A 16,009-nucleotide genomic window follows, 5' to 3' on the forward strand; every position below is an offset into this window, starting at 1 on the left:
ATGGCAAGCCAATGCACAATTAACTCACTTCAAAGCGAAAACGAAATTCGACTACTGGATCAAATGCCCACAAATATTATTCGCCCCACCAAGATCTGCAAGACTTGTGGCCGACCTTTCAGTTGGCGCAAGGCCTGGAGAAACTGCTGGGAGGATGTGCGCTATTGCTCCGAGCGCTGCCGTCGCGGCTCGAAGGCGGCGGAGAAGCGACCTTGAAGCGCCTGCGGTTGGTTCTCGGCGACCAGCTTTCGCTGTCGATTTCCAGCTTGAAGGATTTCGACCGCGACAGGGATGTGGTGCTGATGGTCGAGGTCGCCGCCGAGGCGAAAGCAGCGCCCAACCACGTCCAGAAGCTGGTGCTGATCTGGTCGGCGATGCGCCATTTCGCCTCCCAGCTCAGGCAGGGCGATATCGCCGTCGATTACGTGCGCCTTGATGATCCATCGAACAGGGGTGACCTGGTCGGTGAACTGGAGCGGGCGGTCGAGCGCATCCGACCGGATGAAGTCGTGGTGACCCGGCCGGGCGCCTGGCGCGTGTACGAGCTGCTGAACGGCGCTGCCGAACGGCTCGGCGTCCCGGTCACGATCATCGAGGACGACCGGTTCTTCTCCTCACCGGCGGACTTTTCGCAATGGGCCGCGCCACGCAAGCAGTGGCGCATGGAACACTTCTATCGGGGCCTGCGCATCCGCACCGGGCTTTTGATGAAGGATGGCGCGCCAGTGGGCGGCGTCTGGAACCTGGACGCCCAGAACCGCAAGCCCCTCGCCAAGGGCCTGCAGACGCCTCGCCGCCAGGCGACGCCACCCGACGCGCTCACACGCGAGGTGATGACCATGGTCACCAAGCGGTTCCCAAACAACTTCGGGCAGCTGGACGGCTTCGGGTGGGCTGTGACGCGGAGCGGCGCCCTGGAGGCCTTGGGGCGGTTCCTCGACGAAGGCCTGGCCAGGTTCGGCGACTACCAGGACGCCATGGCGCGGTCCGATCCATTCCTGTTCCACAGCCTGATATCGCCCTATCTCAATCTGGGCCTGCTGGAGCCACGAGAGGTCTGCGCCGCCGCCGAGGCGGCCTACTGGCGGGGCGCGGCGCCGCTCAATGCGGTGGAAGGGTTCATCCGACAGATCCTCGGATGGCGAGAATATGTCCGCGGCGTCTACTGGGCGCTGATGCCATCCTACCCGCGAACCAACGCCCTCTCCGCCACACGGCCGTTGCCGGGCTTCTATTGGACAGCGGACACCGACCTGAACTGCATCCGAACGACGGTGGTCGACATTCGTCGCAATGCCTACGCCCACCACATCCAGCGGCTTATGGTCACCGGAAACTTCGCGCTCCTTGCCGGCGTCGCCCCCGGCGAGGTCGAAGCCTGGTATCTGGGCGTATTCGCGGACGCCTTCGAATGGGTCGAGTTGCCCAATGTTCACGGCATGGCGCTTTTCGCTGACGGCGGGCGGCTGGCCTCCAAGCCCTATGCAGCCTCCGGCGCCTACATCGATCGGATGTCGGACTATTGCCATGGATGCCGGTTCGACCCGAAGCAGCGAAGCGGCCCCGAAGCCTGCCCGTTCAACTATCTCTACTGGGATTTTCTGATGCGTAATCGTGCGGTCCTTGGAAGAAACCCCCGGCTTGCCATGCCGTATCGCTCGCTGGACGCCTTCGACGCCGGGCGGCGATCGCAAATCACTAAGGAGGCCGCCAGCTTCCTGGCGAGCCTCGACGGAGGCGCCGCCGATGAATAAGGGCTCGAAGACAACGCCTTCCCGGCTCGGCGCCGCGATCTACCCGGCGATCGGCCTGGGCGTTTGGCTCAATGGCGCCGTACTTTTTCGCATGGGCGGGCGCGCGCTTTTTGCCTCGGGGCCGGCGGTGGCGGTCCTGACGGGGTTGGGCGTAGCGGCTGCGGTGTGCGGCGTGTTTCGAACCACGCTAAGTTGGCGGAGGGCCGATCCCAGGAACGCGGTTGCGATAGCGGCCCTGATGGCCACGCCGGGACTGTTCGCCGAGTCTCTTCGAATGCTCCTGCTACACCCGGCGACCGGTCTTGACCCGAACCAGGCGGCGACCTTCGCGTCGGTCATATTCTTTGGCAACGGCGCCCTGTTCGCCTATGCCCTCGCCATACAGCTTTCCAGGGCCAAGGCCCCTCTCTAGACCGTCGAAATGGCCGCTCGCTGGCCAAGTGGAGCGTATCGCGCGCCTTCACTCTCGAGTTCCTGCCCAGTCAGTCAAAATTGATGCTGCTCTCGCAGATCCACTTTCCACGTCTCGACGTAAAAATATCCGGATCGGCCCAACCAGAGGCGAAGATGCTGCGCTATTTGATTTGCTTCGCGCTATGCGCCCTGCTTTTTTTGGGCGCTGACTTCTGCTGGCTAAATCTGGCCAGAGATCGCCTCTATCAGCCGAATATCGGATCGATCCTGGCGGATCGTCCAAATCTCGCCGCCGCTGCGGCCTTCTACTTCATATATATTTCAGGAATAATCTACTTTGCCATAACCCCGACGTCGAAGACCGGAGGCGTGCGGGCGGCGTTTTGGCGGGGATTGGCGCTCGGCCTATTTGCTTACGGCGCCTTCGATTTGACAAGCCAGGCGATCATGAAGGTTTGGTCGACTACGCTAACCGTTGCTGACATGACCTGGGGCGGATTGCTTACGGCGGTCACCGCCGCTTTCGGATATCAAGTCCTCAATTGGTCGAGGGAAAGAACGACGTCTGCAAAACCATTGTGACGCGCCTCGCGAACGGCGTCAGATCGACTGGTCGGCGGAACGGTTCCCCACCAAACGATTGATTTTACTACGCCGAAGCAGCGGCCCTGTCAGCGAGTCGAAAATCCGGGGCCGGCGGCGACATCCCATTGATGATCTCTCGTCGCAGCAGGGCCGATCGCTGCGGGTTGAGAACGCCAGCGACGCCGCGCGCCTCCTCGTCGAGATGGGCAAGCGCCTCCCCATCGACCTCGAAAATGAGATAGTCGAATATGGCCCGCCACTTTGCCTTCTCGGCTGCCGGCAAGCTCTTCAGGCTCAGGAGGGCATGGCGCAGGCAGAGTTCCGGCGCCCCGAACCAGGATGGGGTCTCATCCCACCAATAATTGACCAGGACCCCGAAGCCGCTAAGCGCGTCCACCCCGTGCCACCAGAGGCTTGGGATATAGAGCACGTCGCCAGGCGACAACTCGGCGACCTCCGCGGCGGCCAGCGCCTCGACGAAACGAGGATAGCGGTCCAGGTCCGGCGCCTTGGGATCGACAAGACTGATAGGTTGGCCGGCAGGGGTCAGGTCCAGAGGGCCCATATACAGGTTCGCGGTCTGCTCGGGCGGGAACAGGGTGAAGACCCGCTCGCCCGCCACGCAGCAGGCCAGGTTCTCTGGCCGGTCGAAATGGGGCGAGATTCGCGTGCGGTTGCCGACCCAGATCGACTCCAGGAAGTTCGAGGCGGGAATCATCCGCGCCAGGCTGTTCTCGACGCGGAATGGGGCGAAGTACTTGCCCATCGTCAGGGAGCCGGCATAGAGGGCAGGCGCGCGCGCCTCGCCCGCCAGCGCCTCCAGCCGGCGCAGGAAAGCCTCGCTGGAGCCTTCGTGGCGGGCGAAGTTGAAGCCGTCGAAGCGGTCATTGTAGAAGATGCGCCCTTCGGCCTCGGGCGGGGCCTCGAACCAGGTCAGGGTCGGGTGCGAGCGCCGGGCGTCGAGATAAGCCGCCAGGGCCCCGACCCCCTCACGTCCCGCCGCCACCGCCGGCCAGTCGGCGACCAGGCCCTGGAGAATGGCCGGCCGGCCGAGCGGCTTGATCTCGTTCAGGAACCGTTTGGGGGTGACCTCGGCGAACCGGGGGGTCTTCTTCATGGGCGCGCTCCAGCGCGGAGGCGGGCGGTCAGAGGGCCTCGAACCGCGCCAGATTCTGCAGATACTGCCGGTGAGTCGGCAGCGTGGCGACCATCCGCTTCGCCTGCTCTCTGGTCTCGGCGATCTTTTCCGCCAGTGTCAGGGCCAGGTCGGGTCGGTCGAAAGCCGGGTTCTCGGCGCGTTCGAAGCTCATGCCGTTCAGGACGTAGTGATAGCTGGAGGCCGAGAACAGCTCGTCCGCCCGCGGCAGGTCCAGCCGGTGCGGCGCGCGCTGGGCGAACAGGGCCAACCGATCCGGGAACCCGTCCGGCTGGGTTTCGGCCCGACGGTGGTCGCGCCAGTAGTCGCTGTCGCTGCGCCGGCTGATCGCATAGTGCAGCTTGAGGAACTCCACCACGCCGGCCCAGCGGGCCTGGGCGGCGGCGTTGAACCGAGCGGCCGCCAGCGGCAGGGCGTCCGTGGTCCGCGGCAAGCCCTCGGCCAGATCCTTGGCCGCCATCTCGATCATCACGATCGCCGAAGCCTCCAGCGGCTCGACGAAGCCGGCCGAAAGCCCGACGGCCACGGCGTTGCCGACGAAGGGCGTGGGGCGATAGCCGGGCTCGAACCTGAGGGCACGGGGTGTGATTCCTTCGGCCTGGACGCCCGTCCGGGCCAGATAGGCCCTCAGCGCAGCCTCGGCTTCGACCTCGTCGGCGTGGCCGCTGGAATAGACGCAGCCGACGCCACGACGGGCGCCGAGGCCAATGTCCCAGATCCAGCCCTTGGCCCAGGCGGTCGCGCGGGTGACCGAGGCCACCGGCGCAGCCGGATCGGCATAGGGAACCTGCACCGCCAGGGCGCGATCGTTGAACAGCTGGCCTTTCAGTGAGACGAACGGCGCGCCCAGCTTGTCGCCCACCAGCCGCGCGGCGAGGCCGGTGCAGTCGACGAACAGGTCCGCTTCCAGCCGCCGACCCGCCTGGGTGTTGAGGGCCGCGATACGGCCGTCCTCGCAGGTCACCGCCTCGGTGACATCGTCGCGGATGTGCTCGACCTGCAGCCGCCTGACGGCATGGTCGGCCAGCAGCGCGCCCAGCTTGCCGGCGTCGAAATGGTAGGCGTAGTTGGCGGGCGCCTGGTATTCGCGCGCCGAGAACGGCCGGGGCGCAAGCGACTGGTCGCATAGCGCGGCCTGGAAGCTCAGGTCGTGGGCGAAATCGCCGCCGCCGCTGTCAGGCCGCCAGGCGTCGATCACGCCCCAGCTCTCCCAGCCGAGCGGCGCGGTGAAGGGATGCAGGTAGCGCTCCTCGCCGCCATGCAGCCAGCCGCGGAACTCGCTGCCCTGCTTGAAGGCGGCGTCGCAGGCCTTGAGGAAGTCGAATTCGGAAATCCCCACCCCCCGCAGGGTCGAGCGCAGGGTCGGCCAGGAGCCTTCGCCTACGCCGATGGTCGGCACGCTGGGGGATTCCACCAGGGTGATGGCCATCCCCTGGCCTTCGCGCCGCGGGAAGCGGCTGGCCAGAACCGCGGCGGTGAGCCAGCCGGCCGTGCCGCCGCCGACGATCAGGATGCGCCGGATCTGCCCGTTCGCCATGGGCTCAGGCCGCCGCACCGGCGAGGCGGGCGTTCTTCAGGTCGATCAGCCGCCGCACATGGCTCAGGCTGGCGGCCTGCAAGACGGCCAGCTCCAGAAAGCCCTTGCCCCACAAGCCCATGACCTCGGCCTCCGGCAGGGCGTAGAGCCGCGCGCGGTCCACGCCCAGAAGCCCGGTCAGGGCCACGGTGCGCCCGTCGGCGAGTTCGGCCTCGATCCGCAGGGGCTCGAGCAGGCCCAGGCGGAACAATTCCCCGGCGAAGGCTCTCGCCTGGCCGACGCCCTCGAAATAATCCAGCACCAGACTGCGGGCGGCCTCCAGGAAATCGGTGCGCAGCCCTTGAGCAAAGAACAGCCGTTCCCCCGCCTCCTCGGAGACCCGCGGATGGGCTTCGTCCAGCGCCAGGGACAGGCGCGGCGGCCCATTGGCTTCGCCCGGCGCAGGCGCCAGCAGGAAGGGCTGGCGGCGCAGGTCCATGGGCACGTGGCTGGCCCGCCAGGCCTCGCCTTCCAGATAGAGGTTCTCGTCGGCCTGGAAGCCCAGCAGCGCCACCGGCTCGTGCTCGCCGCTGACGCCGTTCAGACGGAAGGCCAGCGGAAAGGCGGCGGCGGCAAGGGCGAACTCGCGCGGCGTGATGGGACAGAGCCCGACATCCGAACCCAGCGCGCGAGAGTGACCGGTGGCCACGCGCAGGTGACGATGGCGGTCCTTGTCGAGCACGACGACATTGGCCAAGAGGGTCGGATCCTTCAAAACATAAGCGCCAATGCCGGCGGACCGCCCCTGGGAGCGGCCGCCGGGCAGGCTGACGCTAGAACTTATACTTCAGTCCGAATTGATAGCGCGCCTTCAGCACCTGGGCGCCCATGAACTGGTCCTTGTAGCGGCCGTACGTGCGCTGGCCCTCGTTGGTGATGTTGATCGCGTCCATGAAGACGCTCCAGTTCTTGGTCGGGCTGTAGGCCGCGCTGGCGTCGAGCTGACTGCGCGCCTCGACGAAGATCGGCTCGTCGGGCGAGGAGGATTGGCCCCAACCGGCCAGGTAGCTCGAACGGTAGTTGTAGGCGAGGCGTCCCGTGAAGCCGTACTTCTCGTAGAAGGCCACCACATTGACCGACTTGGACAGGCCCGGCAGCACGAACTGGTTGCCGGTGACCTTGGGATCGAAGTGCGGCCCGCCATAGGGCAGCGACACGTTGACCTGTCCGCCGAAACCGCTGTCGCCGAACACGTGCTGAATAGCGAATTCCCAACCGTGGATCTCGGTGGTCTGGGCGTTGGAGGGCTCGGTCAGGTCCCAGACGATCGCCGGATCCGTCGGCAGGCCGGTCAACACCGACGTGCCGGCGTCGGTCTGCATCCGGGCGAAGATCTGCTGCGACGACGGATTGGCGATGCCAGAGGCGATCAGCTCGTTCTGTGCGTTCGTATAGCGGGGCCCGGCCGAAGGGTCGGTCAGGTTCGGGTAGGTGACCTGGCTGGTCTTGGTGATCAGGAAGTTGTTGACGTACTTGCTGAAGTAATTGACCGAAACATAGCTGTTCTTGCCGTAGTACCACTCGGCCGACAGGTCGGTGTTGTAGGACTCGTAAGGCAAGAGGGCTGGATTGCCGGCCGAAATCGAACGCGCGCCTGGCTTGGGCGAGTTATTGAAGGTCTCCGTGCCTACCAGCGCGGTCAGGTCCGAGCGGGTGATGGTCTTGGAGAACGAGGCCCGGAGGATCAGGTTCGGCCGCACGCCCAGGCTCATGTCCAGGCTGGGCAGGAACTCGTCGTAGGACTTGCGGATGTTCGAAAACGAGGTCCCGCCGCCGAACACCGTCTGGTACTCGCTGGCCGAGGTCTGGGTGATGGCGGTCGGCACCTGGACCAGGCTCTTGGCGGTGGTCTCGGTATGCTCGAACCTCGTCCCGACCAGGGCCTTGAACGGCATGCCATTGAACTCGGTGGCCAGGTTCATCTGGACGTAGGCGTTCCAGGTGTCCTCGGTGATGTGGTCGTCATTGGTCGGGGTCGCCGGCAGCACGAAGCTGGAGGAGCCCAGGTACTGAACGGCCTGGTTCATGTTGTAGGAATAGATGTACGGGATCGGATTGGCCGAGCCGCCGCCGGAAAAGCCCTGGAACAGGCCCGAGGTCGGCACCACCGTGTAGGGAATGCCCGAAGCGTTGCCGATCGTGCCGTAATAGTAGGGATAGAGATTGCCGCTGTTGAAGCTGCGGTTGCGGGTGGTCGAGATGGTCTCGCCGCCCCCGAACCTGATGCTCTCCAGCGCGCTGTCCGAGCGGTTGCGCCAGACCAGGTTGCCGCCCCACTGCTGCACTTCCGAGCGGAAGATGGTGCCGTTGTCTTGGCCGAACAGTTCGGAGGCGTTGGCCGCCGAAAGCTGATTGAAACCGGATATGCCGCCGTTGCCCCCCGCGGCAGGGGACAGCACGTTGTTGAAGGCGTAGGTCACCGTCGGGATCTGCAGGTTGCAGAGGCAGAAGGTCTTGGTGGCGAAGATCGGATTGCCGTTGGGCGCGCTGTTGAAGCCCATGATGTTGAAGCCGCCGTCGCCTTCCGAGCCAGGGTCGCCCGAGGTGGCGATCGCGTCGTCGGCGTCGAAGGTCAGGGTCACGTTGTCGGTGGCGTCCCACTTGGCGTTGACGCCGATCTCGTTGGTCGAGGCTCGGTAATGCTGGTAGGCCGACTCGAAGGCCAGGTCGTTGCCGGCCGCAACCATGTTGGTGACCGTGCCCTCTCTGTTCACCGTGGCGGTGCGCAGGTCGTTGGGCATGCTGAACCAGGCGCCCACCTGATGCTGCTCGGTGGATTCGCGCAGCAGGGCGTAGGTGTCGTCGATGGTGAAGGTCATCGAATCGATGGGGCGATACTGCAGCACCACCTGACCGTTCTCGCGCACGCGGTTGGCGTCGGCGTAGAACCAGTTCTCGCCCTGCGGCGACCAGATGTGGCCAGCGGGATTGGTGTTCGAGCTGGTCACCCCCGGCGTGGTGTTGGTCAGCAGGTCTTGCTGCCAGCCGTTGATGTTGACGTCCTGCAGCTGCGACTGGCGCTCGGAGTAGCTGCCGCTGACCAGCAGACCGAGCTTGCCGTCAAAGAAGGTGTCGGACAGCAGGCCCGAAACCTCCGGCTTTAGGCTATCCTTGGGCGAGCTGGTGTCGTCGGTGCCCTTGACCTGAAGGGTCGCCTGCAGGCTGTGATAGTCGAAGGGCCGCGCGGTGCGGATGTCGACCGTGGAGCCGATTCCGCCGGACTGGATGTCGGCGCGGCCGGTCTTGTAGACCTCGACCCCGCTGATGCTGTCGGCCGAAAGGTTTTCGAAGTCGAACGAGCGGGTCACGCCCAGGCCCGAACCCAGCGGCGGGTCGGCCGTGCCGGGCATCACCCGTCCGTTCAGGGTGACCAGGTTGTACTCTGGCCCGAAGCCGCGAACGGTGATGCGGGCGCCTTCGCCGTTGTTGCGGTTGATGGTCACGCCAGGAATGCGCTGGATCGATTCCGCCAGGTTGGTGTCCGGGAACTTGCCGATGTCGTCGGCGCTGATCGCGTCGACCACGCCGCTGGCGTTCTCCTTGATCTTCATGGCGTTCTGCAGCGAGCTGCGCAGGCCGGTCACCACAACCTCGCCCACCTGCTCTGGCGCGGCGTTGGTAGCAGTCGCGCCAGCGGCCTGCTGAGCCGCGGCGGGCAGGGCCGCGCCGAACGCCGCGAGCGCCAAGACGGCGATCGAGGCGGTGTTGGATAGGCGGGTCTTCATCAGGTCTCCCCTCTTGGATTGTCTTGCCAGTCCCCGGGCGGCCCTGGCCTCGGCGCCGGCGCGATCGCGACGGTCCTGGCCTTGTTCGGCTGTGTTCAGTTGCAGCTGCGGGCGCAGGAGGGCGCGAACGATCGTCCGGCCGGCGCTCTGACGGCGCTGGGTCATGACTGGCCTCCCCTTTCGTTTCACCGTTCCTCAGCAAGGTCCGGCGAGCGCCTGTGACCGGCGCGCTTCGCAGCTGGCGATCTTGTAACGCCCGACTGACAACCTTGTCAATTTATCAGGCCAAAAATCTGACAACTGGACATAAAAATTGAGAAATCCCCCAGGAAACCTCGCTGAAGCGCCGAAAGCGGGTCAATGGCGGGGACGTTTTGCCCTCAAAGCATCCGAACCGACGCCACCAGGGCCTAGCCCAGCCACCAGAGCCCGGGGCAAAATGAGCCAAATAAGACAACGAAGCCCAATTGGCCAGGCAGCGCCAGAGAGCAGGATGCAAAACTTACTTTCTGTTTTTATTGATATTTTTTCAGGCTCGGCAGAGGCGGTCAACTTCGCCCGACCTCTTTCGCTTTACATTTGTCCGGCCTAGCCATACGGATAAGGTCAATTTTCAGACAGGAGAGCTCTACGATTTCGGCCAAAGACGGTCAGTCGTCCGCGGCCGCACTTCCGCCGGCGCCCCTCACCCCCGGGCGGGCGCCGGCGCTTTTCCGATCAATTCGACGACAGTTCCGCTTCAGAGAGCTCGCCCTCGCATGCGCCGCATCCGCTCCGCCCTTCTCGCTGTCACGAGCAGCCTGGCGCTCTGCGCCGCGCCGGCGCTCGCCCAGTCGCCGGCGCCGGCCTGGCCCCGGGCCGAACGGCCGGTGCGAGCCGACGACGCCAAGGTCGAGGCGCGGGTGCGCTCGATCCTGTCGCGGATGAGCCTGGAGCAGAAGGTCGGCCAGATGATCCAGGGCGAGATCAAGGCCATCACGCCCGAAGAGGCCGGCGCCTATTACCTGGGTTCGATCCTCAATGGCGGCGGATCGCCCCCCGACGGGCACGCTCATGCCTCGATCGACGATTGGCGGAGCCTCGCCGACCGTTTCCGCGCCGAGAGCCTGAAGGGCGGCGGCGTCCCGATCCTCTGGGGCACGGATGCGGTGCATGGGCACAACAACATGTTCGGCGCGGTGCTGTTTCCGCACAACATCGCCCTGGGGGCCGCGAATGATCCTGGCCTGACCGAGCAAATCGGCCGGGCCGTCGCCGCCGATGTGCGTTCCAGCGGGATCGACTGGGCCTTCGCCCCCACCGTGGCGGTGGCCGACAATCCGCGCTGGGGCCGCACCTATGAAAGCTTCTCCGAGGACCCGGCCATCGTGCGCCGCTTGGCAGAGGCCATGGTGCGCGGCCTGCAAGGCGCGCCGGGCGCGCCCGACCAGTTCGGAGCTGACCATGTCATCGCCACGGCCAAGCATTTCATCGGCGACGGGGCGACACGTGACGGCGTGGACCAGGGCGACGCCCAAGTCTCCGAGGCCCTGCTGCGGGACCGCTACGCCGCCGGCTACTACGGCGCGATCAGGGCCGACGTGCAGACGGTGATGGCCTCGTTCTCCAGCTGGAACGGCGAGAAGATGCACGTGCAGAAGCATCTCCTGACCGACGTGCTCAAGGACCAGATGGGCTTCGACGGCTTCGTGGTCAGCGACTGGAACGCCATCGGCCAGGCGCCGGGCTGCAGCAATTTCGACTGCCCAGCGGCGATCAACGCCGGCATCGATATGATCATGGCCCCCAGCGACTGGAAGGCGGCCTATGAAAGCCTGCTGACGCAAGCCAAGAGCGGCGCGGTGCCGCTGAGCCGCATCGACGATGCCGTCAGCCGCATCCTCCGGGTCAAGATCCGCGCCGGCCTGTTCGAGGAGGGTCCGCCCTCCACTCGCAGCGGCGCCCCCCGGACAGAGGCTCCCGGCGGAGCAGCCGAGCGGGACCTGGCGCGGCAGGCCGTGCGCGAATCCCTGGTGCTGCTGAAGAACCGGGGCCATGTCCTGCCCCTGTCGCCCACCTCGCACATCCTGGTTGTCGGCGAGGCGGCTCGCAGCATCCCCCAGCAGGTCGGCGGCTGGTCGCTGACGTGGCAGGGCTCCGAGACCGTCAACGCCGACTTCCCCGGCGCCACCAGCCTTCTGGCCGGGATCGAGCAGGCGGCCAAGGCAGCCGGCGGACAGGCCGCCTTCAGCGCCGACGGCCGCTTCGAGCATCGCCCCGACGCGGCCGTGGTCGTGTTCGGCGAGGAACCCTACGCCGAGGGCCGCGGCGACGTTCCCGACCTCGCGGCGCCGCCTCAGGCCGAGCAGGCCCTGGCGATCATGAAGCGGCTGAAGGCGCAAGGGGTGCCGGTGGTCGCGGTCCTTCTTTCAGGCCGGCCGCTCTATGTCAGCCCCGAACTCAACGCCGCCGACGCCTTCGTCGCGGCCTGGCTGCCCGGCGCCGAGGGCGAGGGCGTGGCCGACATGCTGTTCGCCGGGCCGCGCGACTTCTCAGGCCGCCTGCCCTTCCCCTGGCCGGACCAGCCGGCGCCGCCGAAGATCGTGGACGGCCGCCCGGATCACGCCCTGTTCCAGATCGGCTACGGCTTGACCCTTAAAGGCGCCGAGCAGGGGCCGGACCACGTGGCCGAGGCGCCGCCGTCAGCTGCGCGCCGCGCGGACGGCCGCATCCGGCTCTATGACCGCGGCGCGCTCTCGCCCTACCGCGCCTATCTGGGCGACGACCAGGACCCGGCGGTGGCGGCGTCATCCGGCGAGAGCCACACCCCAAGCCTCAGCCTGGTGGTCACCCCCGCCGACCATCGCGTGCAAGAGGACGCCCTGAAGGCGGTCTGGCGGGGCGACCGGCCGGCGCGTCTCTACCTCGCCGCCGCCGAGCCGCAGGACCTGGCCGCCGCGTCCGCCGGCGGGCTCAGCCTGGTGTTCGAGGTCCGCGTTGAGGCGCCGCCCGCCGGCCCCGTGCGTCTGGGCGTCGACTGTACGGGCGCCTGCCCGAGCGGCCTCGACCTCGGACCGGCCCTGAGCCGCGCGCCGCGCGGCGGCTGGGTCACCATCGCCGCGCCGCTGAAAGGTCTGCTTCCGTCCGGTCCGGTCCGGGCGCCCTTCGTCCTGGCCGCCCAGGGGCCATTCAGCCTGGAAGTCAGCGACGTGCGGCTCGAGGCCGCCCCGGGCGGTGCGGAGGTCTTGACCCGATGACACGCCCGCCCGACCGCCGCCGCCCTCGCATTTGGCGCGAACGAACAGCTCCACTATACCGGGACCAACGCATGGCTATGGACCGCAACCAGGGACGCCCGTGACCCGCAGACCCACCATCAGCGATGTGGCGGAAGCCGCCGGGGTCTCGATCAAGTCGGTCTCCCGCGTAGTCAACGGCGAGCCGCACGTCAGCGCCCGCATGCGCCAGCGCGTGAACGCCGCCGTCAACGCCCTGAACTTCCAGATGAGCAGCCAGGCCCATGACCCGCGCGCCCGCGCCGCCGGCCGCTCGCTGGTGGTCGCCCAGCTCTATGGCGACCGCGGCGGCCACTATACCAACGCCGTGCAGATCGGCCTGCTCAGCCGTTGCCACCACTACGGCTATCATCTCGTGGTCGAAGAGCTCGACTATAAGAGCGCCCAGTTCGAGCGCCGCGCCCGCGCGCTGGTCGAACACCTGCAGCTGGCCGGCGCAGTGCTGACCGCCCCGGTGACAGAGAGCGACATCATTCAGGGCGTGTTGGAGCAGGCCGGCGTGCCCTTCGTCTGCATCTCGCCGCTGAAGGAGGCGGCTCACGCCCCCTCCGTGCGCATCGACGAGCGTCGGGCGGCCAGCCAGATCACCCAGCACCTTTTGGCCTATGGACACCGCCGCATCGGCTTCATCCGCGGGCTCGCCAACCATGCGGCGACCCATCTGCGCCAGCAGGGATTCGAGGATGCGATGAAAGCCGCCGGCATCGCCCCCGATCCGCAGCTGATCGAGAATGGCGACTTCAGCTACGCCACCGCATCGATCTGCGCCGAGCGCCTGTTGCGCCGCCCCGACCGCCCGACCGCCATCTTCGCCAGCAACGACGAAATGGCCGCCGCCGTGATCAAGGTGGCGCACGAACTGGGCCTGTCCCTGCCGGACCAGCTGTCGGTGGTGGGCTTCGACGACATGCCGGGCTCGGACATGCTCTGGCCGCCGCTGACCACCGTCCGCCAGAACGCGGTGGCCCTGGGCGAAGCCGCCGGCGACCTTTTGTTCGCCCAACTGCTGGCCGAACTGGACCCCGCGCCGCCACAGCCGCCCGCCCGCCAGATCCTCAGCCACGACATCGTGCTGCGCAGCTCCACGGCGATCTGCCGTTCAAGCAATCCCGCGGCGCCGGACGACCCAACCAGGCAACAATAGGCGGCCCTGATCCCGAGCAGCGCCAGTTCGAGGCGCTGATCGAGGCGTTGGTCGCGACGCCGGAGGAGCCAATGGCAACAACTCTTCCGTTAATGCTCAGCTTCGCCCGCGCCCTAAGGTAGGAGCAGGCAAGGTTCGGCCGTCAAATGTTCAAATTGCGCCGAGAGCCACCTTCTCTTGTTGACTGCACGTGTCCGCGCTGTGTTCGGCCGCTAGCCAGGCCCGCACTGAGATCAGTCCCAACTAAACTGACGTCCCGGATTTTCATGACGCGGATCTCACTGTCCTAGCCGGATCTGTCCATTGCCCAATCGTCGCAACAAGCTTGGCGGGTACGATCGGCTTGGACAGGTGATCGTCCATTCCGGCCTCCAGGCAGGACGCGATATCGGCGTCCAGCACGTTCGCCGTGAGCGCAACCACGGGTGTGTCGCAATTGAGCGCAGAGCGCGCCCGAATTTGGCGCGTCGCCTCTAGGCCGTCCATGCGGGGCATATGCAGGTCCATCAGGATGAGATCGAAGCGCAACCGATGAGCGGCATTGACCGCCTCAAGGCCGTCGCCGGCCTCCTCGACCCGGTGGCCCATCGCCTCCAGCATGGCGCGGACCAATTCGCGGTTGGCGGGGACGTCGTCGACGACCAGGATGTCGGCCTGACGCTTCGGCTCGCCGGGCGCCCGGGATGGCGGCGCGGCGCGATAGTCGTCTTCCGCCTCCGGCGCGGGAATTGTGAACCAGAAGATCGAACCCGGACCGTCCCGACTTTCGACGCCGATGTCCCCGCCCATCAGGTCGACGAGGCTCTTGCAGATCGCCAGACCCAGGCCGATGCCGCCATGGCGGCGGGTGTTGGAGCCGTCGACCTGCGAGAAATGCTGGAACAGTCTATGACGCAGCCGCTCCGGCACGCCCTCGCCCGTGTCCGCCACAGTCACCCATAACCAGCTGCCGACGAGCCCGTCATGGCTGACCCTGACGTCGACCGAACCCGTGTCGGTGAACTTGATTGCATTGACCAACAGGTTGAGCAGAACCTGTCGAAGTCGTGCGCTATCGGCCCAAAGCCGTGGCGGCAGGGCGTCGACCTCGAGCCAAAGGGCGAGCCCTTTTGCTGACGCCTGGTCGGCCACCAGGTCCACGGCTTCACGGACCAGCGCGGCCGGATCGAAGCTGTGCGGCTCCAGGCGTGTATGACCGGCGTCCAGTTCGGAGAAGTCGAGCACGTCGTTGACGATCGCCAACAGCGCCCGACCACTTTGGCTGATGCGCATCACATGGGCGTGCGACTTGGGCGAAAGCTCAGGCGCCCGTTCCAGCAGTCCGGCGAATCCGATCACGGCCGTCAAAGGGGTCCGGATCTCGTGGCTCATATTGGCCAGGAATTCGGACTTGGCGATCGACGCGGCTTCGGATTCGAAGGTCCGACGCAGCAGCGCCTCCTCCAGCTGCGCGCGCCTCGCGACAGCGGCCGCAACCGGCAACACCAGCAGCGTCGCCGCGGCAAGGAACAACTGCAAATCGACGACGGCGTCGCTGAAAGGCATCCGAGACAAGGGTTCGGCGCGCAGGCCGACAACGGTTGGAATAAGCACCGCAAAGGCCGTGCACAAAAGGGCGAGAGCAGCGCCCGTCAGCTGAAGGTCGAACGCGACGTAGACCAACGCGCCCGGAACCAGGAACAGCGCCGGAAAACGCGTCTGGCCGAACACCAACGCCAGACTCAGCACCAGCGAGAGGATGGCCAGCGCGCCGCGGCCGCTGCGCACTAAGCGCCAAAGTTCGACGAGCGCTGGCGGCGTCAGCGCCAGCAGCGCCGGCGTGACGATCAGCAGCCCCAGCCCGTCAGCCGTCCACCAATCGATCAAATCGCTTATGAAGGCGTCGTCCCGCCAAGTAGCCAATACGGATACGGCGAGCAGGCCGGACGCGATCGGGGCGATCAGTCCCGCCGACGCCACAAAGATGCGCAGGTGGCTCGGGCGCGACAGATCCACTTGGGCCCCGGCGAACCGCCTGACGATTTCGGCGCATATCCAGATCTCCACGCTGTTGGAGATCGGCAGAACGAAGCTTGGGATGAAGTGACTTCCAATGATCAATTTGGCGGCGACATTGCCGACCAGACTCGCCGCCAGGACTTGCGGCCAGAGGCGCTTTGGGGCCCGCAGCAGAACGGCCGTCACAACGGCGTTGGCAGGCCAGATTGCGGCGAGCCGACCGAAATCCTGGCGTGCAACCAGGCTCATCAGAGAGAGCCCAAACACGGCCGCAGTAACGCCTGCAGTCAATAGGATCGCGCGCCGATCTCGCGCGAAAGCAAGCGCATCAGCCTCCATGGCGCATTCGATCTCCGGCGCGCTGAAAAATCACTGACGGTGA

General features: G+C 66.4%; 11 protein-coding genes. 6 read left to right on the forward strand and 5 right to left on the reverse strand.

Annotation, left to right across the window (positions count from 1 at the left end):
* Positions 1-63 precede the first annotated feature (63 nt).
* The 4 genes from KCG34_RS07970 (at position 64) to KCG34_RS07985 (ending at position 2,750) form a co-directional block, all read left to right on the forward strand.
* On the forward strand, positions 64-216 hold the full coding sequence (locus KCG34_RS07970; RefSeq protein WP_211940751.1) for a DUF2256 domain-containing protein: 153 nt from the start codon (positions 64-66) through the stop codon (positions 214-216).
* Positions 213-1,754 carry a cryptochrome/photolyase family protein gene (locus KCG34_RS07975; protein WP_211939847.1) on the forward strand — a complete coding sequence of 514 codons (1,542 nt, stop codon included), beginning with the start codon at positions 213-215 and terminating at the stop codon, positions 1,752-1,754. The genes KCG34_RS07970 and KCG34_RS07975 overlap by 4 nt, the downstream gene beginning before the upstream one ends.
* A complete protein-coding gene (locus tag KCG34_RS07980) occupies positions 1,747-2,166 on the forward strand; it encodes a DUF5367 family protein (RefSeq protein WP_211939848.1) in 420 nt (139 codons plus the stop codon). Before KCG34_RS07975 ends, KCG34_RS07980 begins: the two co-directional genes overlap by 8 nt.
* Before the next feature lie 83 nt (positions 2,167-2,249).
* On the forward strand, positions 2,250-2,750 hold the full coding sequence (locus KCG34_RS07985) for a DUF2177 family protein (RefSeq protein ID WP_211939849.1): 501 nt from the start codon (positions 2,250-2,252) through the stop codon (positions 2,748-2,750).
* Positions 2,751-2,817: 67 nt separating this feature from the next.
* On the opposite strand, the gene KCG34_RS07990 is transcribed toward KCG34_RS07985, so the two are convergent.
* From KCG34_RS07990 to KCG34_RS08005, 4 genes are read right to left on the reverse strand one after another with little or no spacing between them, the layout of a single operon-like run.
* Entirely contained in the window at positions 2,818-3,870 is a 1,053-nt protein-coding gene (locus KCG34_RS07990; protein WP_211939850.1) for a cupin-like domain-containing protein, read from the reverse strand.
* Positions 3,871-3,898: 28 nt separating this feature from the next.
* Complete coding sequence (locus KCG34_RS07995) at positions 3,899-5,446, reverse strand: tryptophan halogenase family protein (protein ID WP_211939851.1); 1,548 nt, start codon at positions 5,444-5,446, stop codon at positions 3,899-3,901.
* Between the two features lie 4 nt (positions 5,447-5,450).
* The gene (locus tag KCG34_RS08000; RefSeq protein WP_211939852.1) at positions 5,451-6,200 is read right to left on the reverse strand and encodes a SapC family protein; all 750 of its coding nucleotides are present in this window, start codon (positions 6,198-6,200) and stop codon (positions 5,451-5,453) included.
* Positions 6,201-6,258: 58 nt separating this feature from the next.
* Entirely contained in the window at positions 6,259-9,375 is a 3,117-nt protein-coding gene (locus KCG34_RS08005; protein WP_211939853.1) for a TonB-dependent receptor, read from the reverse strand.
* Positions 9,376-9,968: 593 nt separating this feature from the next.
* Between KCG34_RS08005 and KCG34_RS08010 the strand changes: the two genes are divergently transcribed.
* A complete protein-coding gene (locus KCG34_RS08010) occupies positions 9,969-12,446 on the forward strand; it encodes a glycoside hydrolase family 3 protein (protein WP_211939854.1) in 2,478 nt (825 codons plus the stop codon).
* Between the two features lie 100 nt (positions 12,447-12,546).
* Positions 12,547-13,629, forward strand: a complete 1,083-nt coding sequence (locus KCG34_RS08015; RefSeq protein ID WP_211939855.1) for a LacI family DNA-binding transcriptional regulator — start codon at positions 12,547-12,549, stop codon at positions 13,627-13,629.
* Between the two features lie 264 nt (positions 13,630-13,893).
* On the opposite strand, the gene KCG34_RS08020 is transcribed toward KCG34_RS08015, so the two are convergent.
* The gene (locus tag KCG34_RS08020; protein ID WP_211939856.1) at positions 13,894-15,966 is read right to left on the reverse strand and encodes a hybrid sensor histidine kinase/response regulator; all 2,073 of its coding nucleotides are present in this window, start codon (positions 15,964-15,966) and stop codon (positions 13,894-13,896) included.
* Positions 15,967-16,009 lie beyond the last annotated feature (43 nt).

The sequence above is a fragment of the Phenylobacterium montanum genome (genome assembly GCF_018135625.1).
GTDB classification, from domain to species: Bacteria; Pseudomonadota; Alphaproteobacteria; order Caulobacterales; family Caulobacteraceae; genus Poindextera; species Poindextera montana.

Coding starts and splice junctions, on each gene's coding strand:
- KCG34_RS08020 (WP_211939856.1), bottom strand. CDS start 15,966: ATGGAGGCTGATGCGCTTGCTTTCGCGCGAGATCGGCGCGCGATCCTA.
- KCG34_RS07980 (WP_211939848.1), top strand. CDS start 1,747: ATGAATAAGGGCTCGAAGACAACGCCTTCCCGGCTCGGCGCCGCGATC.
- KCG34_RS08005 (WP_211939853.1), bottom strand. CDS start 9,375: ATGACCCAGCGCCGTCAGAGCGCCGGCCGGACGATCGTTCGCGCCCTC.
- KCG34_RS07990 (WP_211939850.1), bottom strand. CDS start 3,870: ATGAAGAAGACCCCCCGGTTCGCCGAGGTCACCCCCAAACGGTTCCTG.
- KCG34_RS07985 (WP_211939849.1), top strand. CDS start 2,250: ATGCTGCTCTCGCAGATCCACTTTCCACGTCTCGACGTAAAAATATCC.
- KCG34_RS08010 (WP_211939854.1), top strand. CDS start 9,969: ATGCGCCGCATCCGCTCCGCCCTTCTCGCTGTCACGAGCAGCCTGGCG.
- KCG34_RS07995 (WP_211939851.1), bottom strand. CDS start 5,446: ATGGCGAACGGGCAGATCCGGCGCATCCTGATCGTCGGCGGCGGCACG.
- KCG34_RS07970 (WP_211940751.1), top strand. CDS start 64: ATGCCCACAAATATTATTCGCCCCACCAAGATCTGCAAGACTTGTGGC.